At 65.1% G+C, this 13,511-nt stretch carries 13 protein-coding genes; 4 read left to right on the forward strand and 9 right to left on the reverse strand.

The annotated features are described in order from the left end of the window. The first annotated feature begins 1 nt into the window (after position 1). Genes AC0L3B_RS02945 through AC0L3B_RS02960 form a run of 4 tightly spaced genes read left to right on the forward strand, consistent with a single transcriptional unit; the run spans position 2 to position 3,861 of the window. On the forward strand, positions 2–943 hold the full coding sequence (locus tag AC0L3B_RS02945; protein ID WP_085352392.1) for an ABC transporter permease: 942 nt from the start codon (positions 2–4) through the stop codon (positions 941–943). Then, entirely contained in the window at positions 940–1,863 is a 924-nt protein-coding gene (locus AC0L3B_RS02950) for an ABC transporter permease (protein WP_018458693.1), read from the forward strand. The genes AC0L3B_RS02945 and AC0L3B_RS02950 overlap by 4 nt, the downstream gene beginning before the upstream one ends. Before the next feature lie 19 nt (positions 1,864–1,882). Next, positions 1,883–2,872: an ABC transporter ATP-binding protein gene (locus AC0L3B_RS02955; protein WP_027517118.1), complete on the forward strand. Its 990-nt coding sequence runs from the start codon at positions 1,883–1,885 to the stop codon at positions 2,870–2,872. Further along, positions 2,869–3,861, forward strand: coding sequence for an ABC transporter ATP-binding protein (locus AC0L3B_RS02960; protein ID WP_018458695.1), 993 nt, complete (start codon positions 2,869–2,871; stop codon positions 3,859–3,861). Before AC0L3B_RS02955 ends, AC0L3B_RS02960 begins: the two co-directional genes overlap by 4 nt. A gap of 179 nt (positions 3,862–4,040) precedes the next feature. Here the strand turns inward: AC0L3B_RS02960 and AC0L3B_RS02965 are convergent, their stop codons facing one another. From AC0L3B_RS02965 to AC0L3B_RS03005, 9 genes are all read right to left on the reverse strand, one after another. Beyond that, entirely contained in the window at positions 4,041–4,328 is a 288-nt protein-coding gene (locus AC0L3B_RS02965; protein WP_018458696.1) for a YciI family protein, read from the reverse strand. A gap of 80 nt (positions 4,329–4,408) precedes the next feature. Beyond that, a complete protein-coding gene (locus AC0L3B_RS02970; RefSeq protein ID WP_085352393.1) occupies positions 4,409–5,383 on the reverse strand; it encodes a sugar ABC transporter substrate-binding protein in 975 nt (324 codons plus the stop codon). Positions 5,384–5,425: 42 nt separating this feature from the next. Beyond that, positions 5,426–6,403 (reverse strand): ABC transporter permease, encoded by a 978-nt coding sequence (locus tag AC0L3B_RS02975; protein ID WP_018458698.1) that lies wholly within the window; start codon positions 6,401–6,403, stop codon positions 5,426–5,428. Further along, on the reverse strand, positions 6,400–7,350 hold the full coding sequence (locus AC0L3B_RS02980) for an ABC transporter permease (RefSeq protein WP_018458699.1): 951 nt from the start codon (positions 7,348–7,350) through the stop codon (positions 6,400–6,402). The genes AC0L3B_RS02975 and AC0L3B_RS02980 overlap by 4 nt, the downstream gene beginning before the upstream one ends. Further along, complete coding sequence (locus tag AC0L3B_RS02985) at positions 7,343–8,869, reverse strand: sugar ABC transporter ATP-binding protein (protein WP_018458700.1); 1,527 nt, start codon at positions 8,867–8,869, stop codon at positions 7,343–7,345. The genes AC0L3B_RS02980 and AC0L3B_RS02985 overlap by 8 nt, the downstream gene beginning before the upstream one ends. After that, positions 8,866–10,260, reverse strand: a complete 1,395-nt coding sequence (locus AC0L3B_RS02990; RefSeq protein WP_473379972.1) for an FAD-linked oxidase C-terminal domain-containing protein — start codon at positions 10,258–10,260, stop codon at positions 8,866–8,868. The genes AC0L3B_RS02985 and AC0L3B_RS02990 overlap by 4 nt, the downstream gene beginning before the upstream one ends. Positions 10,261–10,317: 57 nt before the next feature. Next, positions 10,318–11,202: an intradiol ring-cleavage dioxygenase gene (locus tag AC0L3B_RS02995; RefSeq protein WP_085352397.1), complete on the reverse strand. Its 885-nt coding sequence runs from the start codon at positions 11,200–11,202 to the stop codon at positions 10,318–10,320. A gap of 15 nt (positions 11,203–11,217) precedes the next feature. Then, positions 11,218–12,120 carry an NAD(P)-dependent oxidoreductase gene (locus AC0L3B_RS03000; RefSeq protein ID WP_018458703.1) on the reverse strand — a complete coding sequence of 301 codons (903 nt, stop codon included), beginning with the start codon at positions 12,118–12,120 and terminating at the stop codon, positions 11,218–11,220. A 20-nt stretch (positions 12,121–12,140) separates the two neighbouring features. After that, a complete protein-coding gene (locus tag AC0L3B_RS03005) occupies positions 12,141–13,511 on the reverse strand; it encodes an amidohydrolase family protein (RefSeq protein ID WP_018458704.1) in 1,371 nt (456 codons plus the stop codon).

Genomic DNA, 13,511 nt, shown 5'->3' on the forward strand with positions numbered 1-13,511 from the left:
GATGCTCTCCTACATCCTCCGGCGTATCGCCTCGACCTTGCCCGTGATGGCGATCGTCGCGCTGTTCGTGTTCAGCCTGCTCTACATCGCGCCGGGGGATCCCGCCGTGGTGATCGCGGGCGATCAGGCAAGTCCGGAGGATGTGGAGCGCATCCGTCAGAGCCTCGGGCTCGACCGACCCTTCCTGATCCAGTTCGGCAGCTGGGTCTGGCGCATTCTGCACGGCGATCTCGGCACCTCGATCTTCACCAATCTGCCGGTCTCGACCATGATCGGCCAGCGTCTCGGGCCGACGCTGTCGCTGATGATGGTCACGCTCCTGCTCACGATCGTGGTCGCGGTGCCGCTCGGCGTGCTGGCGGCCTGGAAGGCGGGAAGCCTGATCGACCGGGCCATCATGGCCTTTGCCGTGTTCGGCTTCTCCCTGCCGGTCTTCGTCGTCGGCTATGTCCTCGCCTACGTCTTTGCGCTGGAGCTCGAATGGCTTCCCGTGCAGGGCTATACGCCGCTCGCCCAGGGCCTCTGGCCCTGGCTGCAAAACCTGATCCTGCCGTCGATCGCACTCGGCTGTGTCTACATCGCGCTGATCGCGCGTATCACGCGCGCCACCATGCTCGAAGTGCTGCAACAGGATTATATCCGCACCGCGCGCGCCAAGGGCCTCGGGCAGGGCGGCATCCTGTTCGTCCACGCGCTGAAGAACGCGGCAGTGCCGATCGTCACGGTGATCGGGATCGGCATTGCGCTTCTGATCGGCGGCGCGGTCGTCACGGAAAGCGTGTTCGCGATTCCCGGCCTCGGCCGGCTCACGATCGACGCGATCCTGCGCCGCGATTATCCCGTCATCCAGGGCATCGTGCTGCTGTTCAGCTTCGTCTACGTCCTCGTCAATCTGATGATCGACGTCGTTTATACGCTCGTTGACCCGAGGATCCGCTATTGACCGACACGACCGTCAATCCGCAAGCGCTGCCGGCGGGCTTCGTCCTCGCGCCGCAACTGCCGGAGATTCTTCGGCCCGTCGTGATCCGGCGCGGCTTCATCGGCCTGCTGCGGGGCCATCCCACCGTCGCCATCGGTGGCACGTTGCTGCTGATACTCGTCCTGATCGCGATTTTTGCGCCTTATCTTGGCACGGTGGATCCGACCGCACTTGCGCCGGCCAAGCGCACCCGCGCGCCGTCGGCGCTTTACTGGTTTGGCTCCGACGTGCTCGGTCGCGACATCTATTCACGCGTGCTGTTCGGCGCGCGCGTCTCGCTCACGGTCGGCTTGTCCGTTGCGATCTTCGCCTCCGCGGCCGGTCTCGCCATCGGCATCGTCTCCGGCTTCATCCGCTGGGCCGACGGCATCTTGATGCGCTTCATGGACGGCCTGATGTCGATCCCGCCGATCCTGCTGGCGATCGCGCTGATGGCGCTGACACGCGGCAGCGTCGGCAACGTCATTCTGGCGATTACGGTTGCCGAAATCCCGCGGGTTTCCCGCCTTGTCCGTAGTGTGGTGCTGTCGCTGCGCGAACAGCCTTACGTGGATGCGGCGGTCGCCTGCGGTACGCGCACACCGATGATCATCCTGCGCCACATCCTGCCCAACACGCTGGCGCCGATGCTGATCCAGGCGACTTACATTTGCGCCAGTGCGATGATCACGGAAGCGATCCTGTCCTTCATCGGCGCGGGAACGCCGCCGACCATTCCGTCCTGGGGCAACATCATGGCCGAGGGGCGGGCGCTGTGGCAGGTCAAGCCCTACATCGTGTTCTTTCCGGCGGCGTTCCTGTCGGTCACCGTGCTCGCCGTCAATCTGCTCGGCGATGGCCTTCGCGATGCGCTCGATCCGCGCATGGCCAAGAGCCTTTGATGGCGAGGGGCTGATCGCGATGGCACTGCTTGAAGTCGAAAACCTCCAGACCCACTTCCGCACGCCCAGCGGCATCAACCGCGCGGTGGAAGGCGTGTCGTTCCATGTCAACGAGGGCGAGACGCTCGCCATCGTCGGTGAGTCCGGTTGCGGCAAGTCGGTGACCTCGATGTCGCTGATGCGGCTGATCCCGGAACCGCCCGGCAGGATCGCCGGCAGCATCCGCTTCGCGGGCAAGGACCTGCTGCAAATGTCGGATCGCGAGATGCGCGCGATCCGCGGCAACGACATCTCGATGATCTTCCAGGAACCGATGACCAGCCTCAACCCGGTCCTGACCGTCGGCCGTCAGATCCGCGAAACGCTGATGATTCACCAGGGGCTGGACAAGCAGGCCGCCGAGGCGCACGCGATCGAGATGCTGATTCTGGTCGGCATTCCCGAGCCGAAGCGGCGCGTGCGGGAATATCCGCATCAGCTCTCCGGCGGCATGCGCCAGCGCGTCATGATCGCCATTGCACTCGCCTGCAATCCAAAGCTTCTCATTGCCGACGAGCCGACCACAGCCCTCGACGTGACGATCCAGGCGCAGATCCTGAAATTGATGCTGGATCTCAAGCACCGGGTTGGCGCGGCGATCATCCTGATCACCCACGATCTCGGTGTCGTCGCCGAGATCGCCGAGCGCGTCATGGTCATGTATGCCGGGCGCAAGGTCGAGGAGGCGCCGGTGGCGGACCTGTTCCGGTCGCCGCGTCATCCCTACACGCAGGGCCTGCTCGGCGCAGTGCCGCGGCTCGGCTCGTCGCTGACCGGCACCGCGAGGCGGCTTGCAGAGATTCCGGGGCAGGTGCCTGATCTGCGCAAGCCCATCGTCGGCTGCGTCTTCGCCGGACGTTGTGCGCTCGCGACCGATCTCTGCCGGCAGTATGCGCCGGGGCTCGAAGAGAAGGGGCCACGTCACGTTGCGGCCTGCCACTATGCGGCCAAGGGAGCGGTCGCGGCATGAGTCCCCCGCTGCTCCAGGTCAACGACCTCAAGAAGCACTTCCCGGTCAAAAAAGGCTTGTTCAGCCGCAAGTCCGAATGGGTCTATGCGGTGGATGGCGTGTCGTTCGAGATCGCGCGCGGCGAGACGCTGTCGCTGGTCGGCGAGTCCGGTTGCGGTAAATCGACGGTCGGCCGCGCGATCCTGCGCCTGTTCGACATCACGGCGGGGCAGGTCATCCTCGACGGCCAGCGAATCGACGACGCCCATCCGAGCACGATGCGCCAGATGCGCCGCCGCGTGCAGGTGGTGTTCCAGGACCCGTTCTCGAGCCTCAATCCGCGCATGCGCGTGCGCGACATCCTGGCCGAGCCGATCCGCAATTTCGGCCTCGCCAAATCCGCGATCGATCTCGAGACACGCGTGACGGCGCTGATGGACACCGTGCGCCTGCCGCGCGAGGCGCTGAACCGCAGGCCGCACGAATTCTCCGGGGGCCAGCGCCAGCGCATCGGCATCGCGCGTGCGCTCGCCGCCGAGCCCGAGCTGATCGTCTGCGACGAGGCGGTGTCGGCGCTCGACGTCTCCGTAAAGGCCCAGATCGTCAATCTGCTGCAGGATCTGCAGCGCGAGTTCGGCCTGGCGCTGCTGTTCATCAGCCATGACCTCGCGATCGTCGAGCACATGACCCATCGCGTCGCGGTGATGTATCTCGGCAAGATCGTCGAGGTGGCGCCGCGCTACGAGATCTTCGCCGCGCCAAAGCATCCTTACACCAAGGCGCTGCTCTCGGCGGTGCCGCTGCCCGAGCCTGGCGCTCAGCGCAATCCCATCATCCTCAAGGGAGACGTGCCGAGTCCGATCAACCCGCCGAGCGGGTGCCGCTTCCACACCCGTTGCCCATACGTATTCGATCGCTGCCGGACCGAGGAGCCGACATTGCGCGCGGCTGGACCCGAGCAGTGGGTGGCCTGTCATCTCGAAGAAGGTGCGACGGTGACGAGCGGCTAGCCGTCTGGGCGGTCGCAAAGCTCTGGATCGAGGCGCAGGGGCGTCAATCGGGCGAGGATGACACTCTGCTCCTGTTTTGCCCGACGAGTCAAAAACGTTTGCGACGAAAATTCATGTGTAAAAACAACCTCATTCTACTGTGCATGGGGTTGTTTTCGCGTTTTTTGTTTTAGCCGCCTTCAACCCTGGCGGCGCAGGAAGCCCGTGATCGTGACCTTTTCCCAGATGTCGGCCGCGGCAAACGGATCGGCTTGGTTGAAAGCCTCGACCTCGCTGCGGCCGGGCGCCTCGATCAGGAACAGGCTGCCAATCATCCTCTCGCCGTCGTCGGAGACCAGCGGCCCTGACATCACGATCTTGACGCCGAAGCGCGAGGTGTCGCTCAGGAAAGCCTTGTGGGCGTCGTAATTGGCGAGCCGGATCGGCAGCGCGCCGGCGCGGTCGAGGGCGTGAATGGCGAACAGCATGATGGTCTCCGTTTATATCACGTTTTCTTGGGACGGCCGCGGCTGCGGCCGTCCGGGCTTGTCGTGATGGCGGCGGTTGGTTACTTGCCGCCGAGCTTGCTGGCTTCTTCGAAAGTCGGGCAGCTCCGTTGCTCCAGCGGCACGTCGAACGGCTGGTAATTGTCCTTGGTGATCACGGTCGGCTTCAGCACGATCTCAGCAATGACGGGCTGGTTGCGCAAGGAGCGGATCGCCATCATGGTGCCGAGGCAGCCTTGAAAGAATCCGTTGTAATCGCCGCTCGCGAGCAGCTTGCCGGACTTGATCGCGTCGATCGCTTCCTTGGTGCCGTTGATGCCGATCACCTGCGCCTTGCGGTTGGCGCCGTCGAGGGCCTCGATCGCGCCGACCGCCATGGCGTCGTTGGCGGCGAGCACGCCGTCGATCTGCGCGTTCGACTGCATCAGATTCTCCATCACCTGGAGCGCCTGGAGCCGCTGGTAATTGCCGGGCTGCGAGGCCAGCAGTTTCGCACCGGCGTTTTCCTTCAACGCGTCGTTGAAGCCGCGGACGCGGTCGACATTGGTCAGCGAGCCCTTGACGCCCTCGATGATGACGATGTTGCCCTTGCCGCCGAGCGTCTTGAGCAGGAAGCGCGCGGTCTCGAGCCCGAGGCTGTAATCGTCGGCGCCGACGAAGGACAGGAACTTGCCGCCGGCCGAGCGGTCGGTGATGTTGACGACGGGGATCTTGGCGTCGTTGATCTTCTCGACGCCCGGCACCATCGCCTTGTAGTCGACCGGCGTGAAGACGATGGCGCTCGGCTTCTTCACCACGACGTCTTCGATCTGGCTGAGCTGCTCCGGAATGCTGTCGGGCTTGGTCGGGATGTACTGCAGCGTCTTGGCGTTCAGCGTCTTCGCCATGTTGTCCGCGCCGACTCGCACCGTCTGGAAGAACGGGTTGGTCTGGTTCTTGGTGAAGACGGCGATGGTCTCGCCGTCGGCTCGCGCTTGCGTGGTGAGCGCAGCCGCCATCAGCAGCGGCAGCGCCAAATAGCCCAGTGTCTGTTTCATGTTGCCTCCATCCCTCGTTTTGCTTGTTGGTCGTTCAAGAACTCATTGCGCGCGGCGGCGGGTCTTCATGTCGAGCCAGACCGCGAGAATGACGATGATGCCGGTGACGATCGGCTGCCAGTTGGCGCTGACCGACAAGAGGTTCATGCCGTTCAGCACCAGCGTCAGGATCAGTGCGCCGATGAAGGTGCCGAACACGGTACCGACGCCGCCAAACAGCGAGGTGCCGCCGATCAGCACCGCGGCGATCGCGGGCAGCGTCAGGCTTTCGCCGATGTCGGCCTCGGCCGAATTGAGCCGCGACAGGAAGATGATCGAGGCGAGCCCCGCCATGGTGCCGGAGACGGCGTAGACCAGCAGCAGGCGTCGGGCGACCGGAATGCCGGAGAGCCGCGCCGCGACCGGATTGGCGCCGATCGCGTAGATCTCCTGGCCCCAGATCGTTCGCTGCGCAAACAGCGTTCCGATCCCGAGGAACACCAGCAGCAGATAGACCGGGATCGGCAGGCCGAATAGATAGCCGCTGCCGATCTGGCGGAAGCCGGCCGGGAAGCCGTGAAGGGTTTCGCCCGCCATGTACCAATAGGTGAGGCCGTTCAGCACCCAGAGCATGCCGTAAGTGGCGATGAAGGAGGGGATGCGCAGCGCGGTGACCATGACGCCGTTGAGGAGCCCAACGATGCCGCCGCAGGCAAGCCCCGTGAGTATGCCGAGCGCCGGCGAGCCGGTCTTGTGGATCACGGTCCCGGCGATGCAGGCGGACAGCGCCACATTGGCGCCGACGGAGAGATCGAGGCCCGCGGTCAGCACCACCAGGGTCAGGCCGGAGGCGATGAAGAAGGTCAGGCTCGCCTGCCTGAGCACATTGAGAATGTTGCCGAGGCTCAGGAAGGAATCGCTGAGCACGGCGAGCACCGCACAGATCAGCAGCGCCGCAAGCAGGCGATAGAACATTTGGATCGCGTCCTGCGACAGGAACGAGCGGGGCGGCGCGATGGCGTCTTTGCTGATGTCGGTCATGCGCGGCTCCGCAGGCCGTCAAGGAAGAGGGCAACGATGACGAGGACGCCGACGCTTGCGACCTGCACCGAGGACGGCAGCGAGATCAGGTTCAGCCCGTTGCGCAGCACGCCGACCGAGAGCACCCCGAGCAGCGTGCCGAGCAGCCAGCCATTGCCGCGCTCGAACGACGTGCCGCCGACGGCGACGGCCGCGATCGCATCGAATTCGAGACCGAGGCCCGCGGTTGGATGCCCGGAATTCATCCGCGCAGTCATCAAGAGGCCGGCGATGCCGGCCATGGCGCCGCCGATCGCATAGACCGCGATCAGCAGCTTATTCGGTGAGAGGCCGGCGTAGCGCAGCGCCTCGCGGTTGCCGCCGAGCGCGAAGATGTAGGTGCCGAAGCGGGTGTGATAGAGCAGGCCGTGGAAGACCGCGTAGGTCACGAGTGCCATCACGATCGGCACGGGAATTCCCAAAAGCGTCGCCGAATAGATGTCGCGCACGCTGTGGGGGATGCCGACCACGCTCTGGCCGTCGCTGACGATCAGCGATAGGCCCTGCGCCATGCCGAGCGTGCCCAAGGTCGCAACGAAGGGCGGGATGCCCACGATGGCGACCAGCCAGCCATTGGCGAAGCCGAAGGCCGCGCCGACGAGGAGCCCGGCACCGAGGCCGAGCAACATCGAGTGGGTGGTGAGCGAGACGATGGCGACGCAGAGCGAGGTCAGCGTCAGCACCGCGCCCATCGACAGGTCCAGCCCCTCGGTCATGATGATCAAGGTCATCGGCAGCGCGAGCATGGTCAGGATCGTCGACTGCACCAGCACGTTGGAGAGGTTGGCGACCGACAGGAAGCCGGGCGCGATCGTGCTGAACAGCGCGATCAGCAGCACCAGCACGATGGCAACGCCGGGAATCCGTTGCAGCGGATTCGGTTGAGAGACGACCGCGGCCTCACGCATGATGCATCCCCAGTCGCACGATGTTCTCCTCGGTCAGCTCGCTACGCGCGAGATGCCCGGCGATGCGCCCTTCGCGCATCACATAGGCGCGGTCGCAGACGTGGCAGATCTCGACCTGTTCGGACGAGATCATCAGCGCCGCCGCGCCTTCCGCGACAAGGCGGTCGATCAGGGCGAAGATTTCGGCCTTGGCGCCGATGTCGATGCCCCGGGTCGGCTCGTCGAAGATGAAAAGCTTTGAGCCGGCGGCGAGCCACTTGCCGATCACGACCTTCTGCTGATTGCCGCCTGAAAGCAGGCCGACGGTCTGCCGTGCGCTAGGCGTCGCAATGCGTAGCTGACGGATCAGGCCGTCGGCAGTGCGCTGCGCACTGCGCTGGTCGAACAACCCGCTCGGGAACAGTTTTCGCAGCGCCGACACTACCAGATTGTCGCTCACCGATCGCAGCAGCGCGAGACCTTCGCTCTTGCGGCTCTCCGGGATCAGCGCAATGCCGCGGCGGGCGGCGAGGTCGGGCTCACCGGAAATGACTTTGCCGTCGAACACGATCTCGCCTGATGTCACGGGATCGGCACCGAAGATCGCGCGCGCGACTTCGCTGCGACCGGAGCCGACCAGGCCACACAGGCCGACAATCTCACCGCGGCGCACCTCGATGTTGATGTCGGCGATCCCCGTCGATGAACTCAAGGCCTTGACCTCGAGCAGCAGCTCGCCGGGCTTGTCGGCAAAATTGCGCGGGTAGGTCATGTCAACGTTGCGACCGACCATCATGCGGACGAGCTGGTCCGGCGTGACGTCAGCAGGTTTGACGCCGTCGATGCGGCGGCCGTCACGCAGCACGGTGATGCGGTCGCCGAGCGCGAACACCTCCGCCATGCGGTGCGAGATGTAGACGATCGAGACGCCGTCGGCCTTCAGCCGCGCGATCAGCGCGAACAGCAGCTCGGTCTCGCGATCGGATAGCGCCGCAGTCGGCTCGTCCATCACCAGGATGCGGGCGTTCTGGCTGATCGCCTTCGCGATCTCGACCATCTGCTGCTGCGCCACCCCCAGCTTGTCAACGATGGTGGAGGGATCGATGTCAAAGCCGATCGTGCCGAGCACGCGCGCCGCGTCGGCCAAAATCTTGCGGCGATCGATCGTGCCGGGGATGCGGCCCTTCGGCTCGCGGCCGAGAAAAATGTTCTGGGCGATATCGAGATGGGGGACGAGGGAGAATTCCTGGAAGATCACGGCAATGCCGAGCTTCTGCGCGTCCGCGGCCGAGTGGATCGCGACCGGCTCGCCTCTGTAGTAGAACTCGCCGGCATCGGCGCGATAGGCGCCGCACAGCACCTTCATCAGGCTCGACTTGCCGGCGCCGTTCTCGCCCAGCAGCATGTGGACTTCGCCGGGGAAGACGGCAAAGGAGACGTCGTCCAGCGCCTTGACGCCGGGAAACTCCTTACTGATGCCGCGCAGCTCAAGGAGCGGGACAGGTGAGGCGGGCTCGACGGCTAATGCGGCGGTGCTCATGCCTGCGCTCCGCCTGCAAAGATCTTTCCGGGGTTCATCAGTCCGTCAGGGTCGAGCGCGCTCTTGATCGACCGCATCACATCGACGGCCTCGCCGAGCTCGTCGGTGAGATAATCGATCTTGCCGAGCCCAATGCCGTGCTCGCCGGTGCAGGTGCCGTCCATGGCAATCGCGCGGGCGACCATGCGGGCCTGCAGCGCCTTGGCGCCTTCGGCTTCCTCGGGCCTGGCCGGGTCGACCAGGATCAGCATGTGAAAGTTGCCGTCGCCGACATGGCCGACGATCGGCGCGGTGAAGCCGTGCGCGTCCGCGTCGCGCCGCGTTTCGGTCAAGCATTCGGCGAGCCGCGAGATCGGCACGCAGACATCGGTGATCACTGCGCGCGCGCCGGGTCGCAGGCCCAGGCCGGCATAGAGCGTATTGTCGCGGGCGTGCCAGAGCCGACTGCGATCCTCCGGCGCCTTGGCCCAGGCAAAACCGTGGCCGCCATGGTCGGCGGCGATCGCCTCTGCGGCCTCGGCCTGTTCGGCAACAGAGGCCTCGGAGCCGTGGAATTCGAAGAACAGCGTCGGGGCTTCGCGATAGCCGAGCTTCGCATAGGCGTTGATGCCGCGCATCATGACGTCGTCGAGCAGCTCGATACGCGCCACGGGGATCGCGGACTGGATCATCGAGATCGCGCTGTCCACGGCGTTGGGCAGGGTGTCGAAGCTGCAAACCGCGGCCGAGATCGCCTGCGGCACGGGATGCACCTTCAGCGTGATTTCGGTGATTAAACCGAGCGTGCCCTCGGCGCCGACGAACATGCGCGTCAGGTCGTAACCGGCGGCTGACTTGCGCGCGCGTCTGGCGGTCCGGATCACGCGGCCGTCGGCCAGAACCACCTCCAGCGCCATGACGTTGTCCTTCATGGTGCCGTAGCGCACCGCCATCGTGCCGGAAGCTCGCGTGGACGTCATGCCGCCGATCGAGGCGTCGGCGCCGGGATCGATCGGAAAGAAAAGCCCAGTGCCGCGCAGCTCCGCATTGAGCTGCTTTCGGGTGATGCCGGGCTGCACGACGACGTCCATGTCGCTATCGTGCACCGTCAGCACCTTGTTCATGCGTGCGAAGTCGAAGCAGACGCCGCCCGCGACCGCGGCCGCATTGCCTTCGAGCGAGGTCCCGGCGCCGAACGGTACGATGGGCATATTCGCGCCAGCGCACAGCTTGACGATCTCCGCGACTTCCTGCGTGGTTTCAGGGAAGACGACGATGTCGGGCGGCAGGTTGCGATAATGCGGCTCGCTCTGCCCATGCTGATCGAGCACGCCACGCGCGACGCTCGCGCGCGGGCCGATCATGCCTGTGAGGCGATCGGCCAATATGCTCGTGCTGACTCGCGGTCCCATTCTTACTCCCTGTCTGGCCCTGTTGTCGGACTCTTGTCTGGTCCGCCGTCGTTCAGCTTAAGCGGCTCTTGCGCTGCTAGCGACCTGCTTCAGGCCGAAATCATAGTTGAGGTGAAAATACTCGATGTCTACCATGCGACCATCGGGCGCACGGCCGGGCGGGCACTGCACAAATTCGCGGATCAGGCTGTCCTTGACGCCGAACACCACGTCGCTGTCGAGATACTGGTCGCCGGCCACGAACACATGGGTCACGAGTTGCTCGAAGCCGGGCGCCGAGATCATGAAATGCACGTGCGCCGGGCGCCAGGGATGGCGGCCCTGGACCGCCAGCATGTCCCCAACTGTGCCGTCATGTGGGATCGGATAGGCAGCCGGCTTGATCGACCAGAAATTGAAGCGGCCGTTCTGGTCGGTGTGGAAGCGCGCCCGCATCGCAAGGTCGCCGATCTTGTCGAGCTGCTGCACGTCGTAATAGCCATCATCGTCGGAATGCCAGACATCCACGACGGCGCCGGCAAGCGGCCGTCCGTCGACGGTCGACACCGAGCCGGTGACGAGCATCGGATCGCCTTCCATCGGGCCGGAGATGTCAGCGCCGTTGTCTTTCTCGGGCGACGCCTGCACGAAGAACGGACCGAGCACCGTGGTTTCGGTGGCGCCTTCCGGCACGGGATGATTGATCGCGTCGACCAGCATGGAGACGCCGAGCGCGTCCGACAGCAGGATGAACTCCTGGCGCTTGTCGTCGCACATGTGGCCGGTGCGGGTCAGGAACTCGATGCCGTATTCCCATTCCTTCTGGGTCGGTCGCACCTCGCGGACGAAGGCATGAAGGTGGCGCACCAGCGCTTCGCTGACCTGCTTGATCCGCGGATCGGTCGCGCCTGCGATCCGATCCAGCACCGCGTCCGTGATCGTGTTCTCGTTGAAATTTCGCATAGGTGCCTCCGTGAATCAGAGTTTGGGCTCGCCAAGGCCGGACAGCCGCTCGAGGTGCTTGACGGTCGCGATGAAGTCGGCGTCGCCGTCGCCCTGCGCGACCAGCGAGCCATAGGTCTCGCGCACCTGGGCCGCGAGCTGAAGCGGCACGCCGACGGCGTGGCCGGCACCGAGGATCAGATCGAGATCCTTGGCCATCTGCCTGCAGGAGAAAGTCGAGTCGAAATCGCGGCTGCGCAGCGGCGCGGTCTTGTATTTCACCATCGGCGAGGCGACCGCGCTGTCGTCGAGGACTTTCAGAATGTCCTGCCAGCCGATGCCGCCCTTGCGCGCCAGCGCCAGACTCTCCGCCATCATCGCGGCCGACACCGCGATCATCAGATTGACCGCAAGCTTCGCATATCGCGCTTCCTCGCCGGGCCCAAGATAGGTCTGGGCGCGGGTGAAGGCGGCAAGCAGCGGCTTTGCGTTTTCGTAGGCGTCCTCCGGGCCCGAGACGAAGCAGCTCAGCGCGCCGGTGTGGACGATACTGGCATTGCCCGAGACCGGCGCCCGCAGGTAGAAGACACCGCGCGCCTGGGCGGCGGCGTCGACCTCTGCGGACGCCTCGACGCTCACGGTGCTGGTCTCGATCACAACAGATCCAGCCGCCATCGCGGCGATGAGGCCGGTTGGGCCGAGCAATGCGCCGCGCAAGGCAGCGTCATCGGGCAAGGACGTGACGATCGCGGCCTTGCCGTCCACGGCCTCGGCCGGTGAAGCGGCAATCGAAATGCCTTGCGTGCGAGCCTCCTCGAGCCGTGCGGCGCTCCGGTCGAACGCGGTCACCGCATAACCGGCCTTGGCGACGAGCACCGACATCGGCAAGCCCATCTTGCCGATCCCGATGAAAGCGATGTGTTTCGAAGCGTCCGTCATTGTTGTTGTCCTTGACGCCCTCAGGCGGCGTGTCCCTGTCGTTCGATGTCGTGCACCAGTCGCCGGCCGGATTGCACGAGCAGTTCCTTCTTCGCCCCCAGGCCCTCGGCCAGCAGCCGACCATTCCGCTTCTTCCACACGCCGCCGATCATCACGGCCTCGATATTGGCAAGGCTCGTCTGCATCACCACGGTGGAAACGGGATCGTGCACCGGGACGAGGTTGAGATCGGAGCAATTGATGATGACGAGGTCGGCGAGCTTGCCCGGTGTCAGCGAGCCGATCTGGTCCTCGCGGCCGAGCATGCGGGCGCCTTCCGTCGTGATCCAGCGCAGCGCCTCGCGGACGGGGATCGTGGTCGTCGCCGGAATGGTGCCGCTGGCCTTGCGCGACTCGGCGTTGTCGAGCGCCCGCTGCATCGAGAGCGCAACGCGCGCGGCGGAGAAGAGGTCGCCCGCGAGTACGGATTCCAGATCGATGCCGATGGTCGGCCGCACGCCGCGCTTGAGCAGCCGTCCGGTGATCGGAAAGCCGTGGCCCTGGATCATTTCGTTCTCCGGCGTCACCGAGAAGGAGACGCCGAGATCGACCATCCGGTCCAGCAGTTCGTCAGGCAGGTCATTGCCATGGACGATGTTGATTCCGGCGCCCACGAGACCCGCCTCGATCAGCTTCTCCCAGCCACCGGGCGTCTTCGCAGGACCACCGCCCTGATGCATCGATGCGATCAGCTTGAGTTCCCGCGCCATGCGAAAATCGTGCATGGCGACGTCCAGCGTCGAATAGTGCGGGCCGAGGATCGCGAGTCCAAGCGTGACGAGGCCGTCGCGGTCGGCGAGGGGCCCCGCCAGCAGTCGCTCGACCTCACGGCGTGGATGCGGGATCTCCGAGAAATGCGGTTCGCCCGGTTTCGGTTCGGGCTTGGGCGAGCCGTGGAAGAAGGCCGCCCGGATACCGCATTCGATCAGGCCACGCACCGCGGCGTCGGTATGATCGGGCGTCGGATTGTTGTGGCACCAGTCGACCAGCGTGGTGGTGCCGTGATTGATCTGGTTCAGCACACCCACCAAGGTCGCGATATAAATGTCCTCGGGCCTGAAGACCGTAGCGAGACCAGCATGCATGCGGCGGAAATATTCCAGCAGCGTCCAGTTGGCGGCATAACCGCGCAAGCCCGTCTGCCAGGTGTGCATATGGGCGTTGATCAGGCCGGGGATGACGATGCGGCCGGTGCCATCGACGATCTCGGTCTCGGTCGCGCCGCCGACGTCGATCGATGGACGCACATCAACGATGCGGCTGCCCTCGATCAGCACGTCGCCGCCAGGTAAATCGCCGATCGTGTCATCCATGCTGATGATGACGGCGGATTTGATGAGCGTGCGCCGCAT

The sequence above is a fragment of the Bradyrhizobium sp. Kon56 genome (assembly GCF_055807635.1).

Bases quoted from the DNA above. Each gene is read 5' to 3' on its own strand.
- AC0L3B_RS02945 (WP_085352392.1), top strand. From the start codon at position 2: ATGCTCTCCTACATCCTCCGGCGTATCGCCTCGACCTTGCCCGTGATG.
- AC0L3B_RS02955 (WP_027517118.1), top strand. From the start codon at position 1,883: ATGGCACTGCTTGAAGTCGAAAACCTCCAGACCCACTTCCGCACGCCC.
- AC0L3B_RS02960 (WP_018458695.1), top strand. From the start codon at position 2,869: ATGAGTCCCCCGCTGCTCCAGGTCAACGACCTCAAGAAGCACTTCCCG.
- AC0L3B_RS02965 (WP_018458696.1), bottom strand. From the start codon at position 4,328: ATGCTGTTCGCCATTCACGCCCTCGACCGCGCCGGCGCGCTGCCGATC.
- AC0L3B_RS02970 (WP_085352393.1), bottom strand. From the start codon at position 5,383: ATGAAACAGACACTGGGCTATTTGGCGCTGCCGCTGCTGATGGCGGCT.
- AC0L3B_RS02975 (WP_018458698.1), bottom strand. From the start codon at position 6,403: ATGACCGACATCAGCAAAGACGCCATCGCGCCGCCCCGCTCGTTCCTG.
- AC0L3B_RS02980 (WP_018458699.1), bottom strand. From the start codon at position 7,350: ATGCGTGAGGCCGCGGTCGTCTCTCAACCGAATCCGCTGCAACGGATT.
- AC0L3B_RS02985 (WP_018458700.1), bottom strand. From the start codon at position 8,869: ATGAGCACCGCCGCATTAGCCGTCGAGCCCGCCTCACCTGTCCCGCTC.
- AC0L3B_RS02990 (WP_473379972.1), bottom strand. From the start codon at position 10,260: ATGGGACCGCGAGTCAGCACGAGCATATTGGCCGATCGCCTCACAGGC.
- AC0L3B_RS02995 (WP_085352397.1), bottom strand. From the start codon at position 11,202: ATGCGAAATTTCAACGAGAACACGATCACGGACGCGGTGCTGGATCGG.
- AC0L3B_RS03000 (WP_018458703.1), bottom strand. From the start codon at position 12,120: ATGACGGACGCTTCGAAACACATCGCTTTCATCGGGATCGGCAAGATG.
- AC0L3B_RS03005 (WP_018458704.1), bottom strand. From the start codon at position 13,511: ATGCGGCGCACGCTCATCAAATCCGCCGTCATCATCAGCATGGATGAC.